Origin of the sequence: uncultured Succinivibrio sp. (assembly GCF_902756765.1) — a bacterium.
GTDB lineage: Bacteria > Pseudomonadota > Gammaproteobacteria > Enterobacterales > Succinivibrionaceae > Succinivibrio.
In genome coordinates this window covers 1-3,356 of sequence record NZ_CACVSS010000146.1, presented here as the reverse complement: position 1 = coordinate 3,356, position 3,356 = coordinate 1, and the positions used below count along the sequence as shown (strand labels likewise).

Annotated in this window: 4 protein-coding genes; 2 read left to right on the top strand and 2 right to left on the bottom strand. The window is 39.9% G+C overall.

Translation table 11 applies throughout. From position 1 onward, the window contains the following. Window positions 1-160: 160 nt before the first annotated feature. Both QZU45_RS11690 and infA read right to left on the bottom strand, forming a co-directional pair. Window positions 161-835, bottom strand: a complete 675-nt coding sequence (locus QZU45_RS11690) for a hypothetical protein (RefSeq protein WP_295355484.1) — start codon at window positions 833-835, stop codon at window positions 161-163. Window positions 836-927: 92 nt separating this feature from the next. Continuing rightward, window positions 928-1,146 (bottom strand): translation initiation factor IF-1, encoded by a 219-nt coding sequence (gene infA, locus QZU45_RS11685; protein ID WP_031492527.1) that lies wholly within the window; start codon window positions 1,144-1,146, stop codon window positions 928-930. A 378-nt stretch (window positions 1,147-1,524) separates the two neighbouring features. On the opposite strand from infA, the gene fabB reads away from it, so the two are divergent. Further along, the gene (gene fabB, locus QZU45_RS11680) at window positions 1,525-2,748 is read left to right on the top strand and encodes a beta-ketoacyl-ACP synthase I (RefSeq protein WP_295355482.1); all 1,224 of its coding nucleotides are present in this window, start codon (window positions 1,525-1,527) and stop codon (window positions 2,746-2,748) included. After that, the coding region (locus QZU45_RS11675) for a pseudouridine synthase (protein ID WP_295355480.1) at window positions 2,741-3,356 on the top strand (616 nt) is incomplete at its 3' end. The genes fabB and QZU45_RS11675, both read left to right, overlap by 8 nt.

The window sequence follows — 3,356 nt, the reverse complement described above, 5'->3', positions numbered from 1 at the left end:
CTCAAAGCGTGTAACTTCTGATTTCTCAGGTCTGATGGAAGGTGCAACAACCTTAACAACCAGCGAATTTGGAGATGAGATTATCAAGAATATCTAGCAAATAATTGCTATTGTTATCCGTCAGGCTGTTTTCCTTTTGAACGACAGCCGGCGGATTTTTTTATCTCTGCAGCATTGTTTTCAGCTTTGCTGTAAGCGGAATAAAGAAATGTACGATAGGTCCGGTGCATAGGGCTGCAAACAGCGTTCCTTCACGAACAGCCTCAATCTGGGTGAAACCTGTCAGAAACAAGGATAGGATCACAGCTGACGAAACAAGAAAGATATCAAAGAAGGTCTTTACGAAGCTGAAGGTTCGGTTAACAAGAGGATGGAAGATCTTAATAAAGTATTCTCCTGGAACCATAGCAACATTTGATGTTACAGACATAGATACAGCTAATGCGAGAAGTACTGTACCTGAAACAACCAGAATCCAGGAAAGGATGTAACTGATTTCTTCAGGAAGAGATACTCTCAGAAGATTCATAGCTAGATCTATCATGCCGGAAAAAATCAGACAGACTGGTATCTGCATTAAAAGATTCACAGCGTGTTTCTTCAGTGGATCCTTTCCTATAGAGATGAACATTACCTGAAGAATCATCAGCAGAATATTAAAGATAAGAGTTGTTTCGCCAAGAGTGAAGGCAGAGTGCAGCGACAGTACATAGTTTGCAGAAGAAATAGGTGTTGTTCCTATATTTGCAAATGTAATTAAGGCAATCGCAATTCCTTGAAAAACAACAGAAATAAAGAAAAGAAAATACCTTTTTATAAGTTCTTTTAAAGACACAGCAATCTCTTCCAAATTTTTGAAAATTAAGAATAAGCTAATCCACTTAATACTGTACGCATTAAGTGGTTAAATATTTTTTAGGGGATTTTTTAGCGGGCGCGGAAAGTGATTCTGCCTTTTGTCAGATCGTAAGGAGTGATCTGAACGGTAACCTTGTCACCAGTAAGAATTCTGATGTAATTCTTACGCATCTTTCCTGAGATGTGGGCCATAACGATATGACCGTTTTCCAGCTGAACGCGGAACATAGTATTTGGCAGGGTTTCTAGGATTGTTCCCTGCATTTCAATGCTTTCTTCTTTTGCCATATAAAAAAATAAATACCTAAATAATACTGGTTTAAGCTGATATATATGTTATATATCGTCTTTTCAACGTGCGCTATTATACAACAAAATTCAGAAATTCAAATCAAAAGCTTAGTTTTTTTTGCGTTCCCATTCTGTTGGACTTCCTCTGACTTTTTGAGCGTAAATTCTATTATTAACAATGTTGTGATCGATGAAGCAAGAATAGGACAACTTTTATTGTGATAGGTCTCAAGAGGTATTCACAGGAAAACATAATTGTTATAATTCATCTGAAGTTTATATTCGTCAATGCACTAAACCGCAATCTTGCACACTTTATGCGGTTCAATGTGCGCACATAACATATAAAAAAAACTTTATTTTTTTGGAGTACGTATGACATTAAAAAAAGTTGTCATTACAGGTTACGGAATTGTATCTTCGATTGGTGTAGGCGTAGATGCAGTTTTAAAGTCACTAAAAGAAGGTAAATCAGGAATTAAAAAGGCTCAGGACTTTGTTGATAAACAAATGCGTTCCCAGGTAGCCGGCCTTGTAGATTTAGACTTAAAAGAGCTGATAGACAGAAAAGTTCTTCGTTTCATGGGGGAAGCTGCAGCTTATTCCTATATTGCCATGAAAGAAGCAATCAGTATGGCTGGTCTTAGCGATGAAGACGTAAGCAATGACAGAACAGGTCTGATTGCTGGTTCTGGCGGTGGAGACACCAGAACTATTGTTGAATCTGCAGACATTCTCGTTGAGAAAGGTGTAAAGAAAGTTGGCCCATATGCAGTTCCTAAGGCTATGAGTTCAACTGTTTCTGCAAACCTTGCCACCGCATTTAAGATCAGAGGTGCTTCAATGAGCGTAAGCTCAGCATGTTCAACCTCTGCTCACTGTATTGCTCTTGCCTGTGATCAGATTGCTTTGGGCAGACAGGATGTAATGTTTGCAGGTGGCGGTGAATCTGCCGACTGGACTATCTCATGTCTTTTTGACGGAATGGGCGCATTATCAAAAGGCTTTAATGAGACTCCAGAGAAGGCTTCAAGGCCTTATGATGCAAATCGTGACGGTTTTGTTATCGGTGCCGGTGGCGGTATTCTGGTTTTAGAGTCTGAAGAGCATGCCAAGGCAAGAGGCGCTAACATCATTGCAGAGGTCGTCGGTTATGGTGCAACCTCTGACGGCTATGATATGGTAGCACCATCTGGAGAAGGTGCCTTAAGATGTATGAAACAGGCTCTTGAGACATGTGACTCAAAGATTGATTATATCAATACTCACGGTACAGCCACTGTTTTAGGTGATATCAAGGAGCTTGAGGCAATTCGTGCTGTATTTGGAGAGCACTGTCCTCCAATCTCCTCAACCAAATCCATGACAGGACATGCGTTAGGCGCAGCTGGTGTAAATGAAGCAATCTTCAGTCTGATTATGATGCAGAATAACTTTATTGCTCCTTCTATTAATATTGAAACCTTAGATGAAAATGCCAAGGGCTTTGATATTGTTGCCAATACCGCTCGTGAGGCTATCCTGAATACCATTATGTCCAACAGCTTTGGATTCGGTGGTACTAATGCTACCCTGATCTTAGGAAAATATAATGGCTAAAGATACCCTTCGTTTAGACAAGGCTGTATCTCATAACTTCGATGTACCTCGATCTGCTGCCGCAAAGCTTATTAAGGCAGGCGAGGTTGAAGTAAATGGTGAAATCGTTTTAGATCCTGCTGCAAAGATTTTAGTAACCGACGAAATAGTTATCGACGGTTACGAGGTTGAAGCGTCAGACGGATTTAAAAAACGTGTTTTTATGCTTAATAAACCAGCAGGGTATGTCTGTGCCGACAGAGATAACAATAATCCTGTGGTTATAAATATCTTCAGTGATATTCCAAAGTTTACTCAGATGCACTGTGTGGGCAGGCTGGATATAGATACTACAGGTCTTCTGCTGGTGACTGATGACGGTGATCTTAATCATAAGATAACCTCTCCTAAATCAGAGGTAACTAAGACATATCAGGTTTCAACTCGAGAGCCGATTGTTCCAAAGGATGTTGAGCTTTTCAAAAAAGGACTGAAACATCCGGAGGAGAAAACCAGATATAAGAGTGCTCTGCTTGAGATTCTCTCAGAACATGAAGCTCTGGTAACGGTTACTGAAGGTCGTTTTCATGAGGTAAAAAGACTTTTTGAATGCGTAAACAATGAAGTAA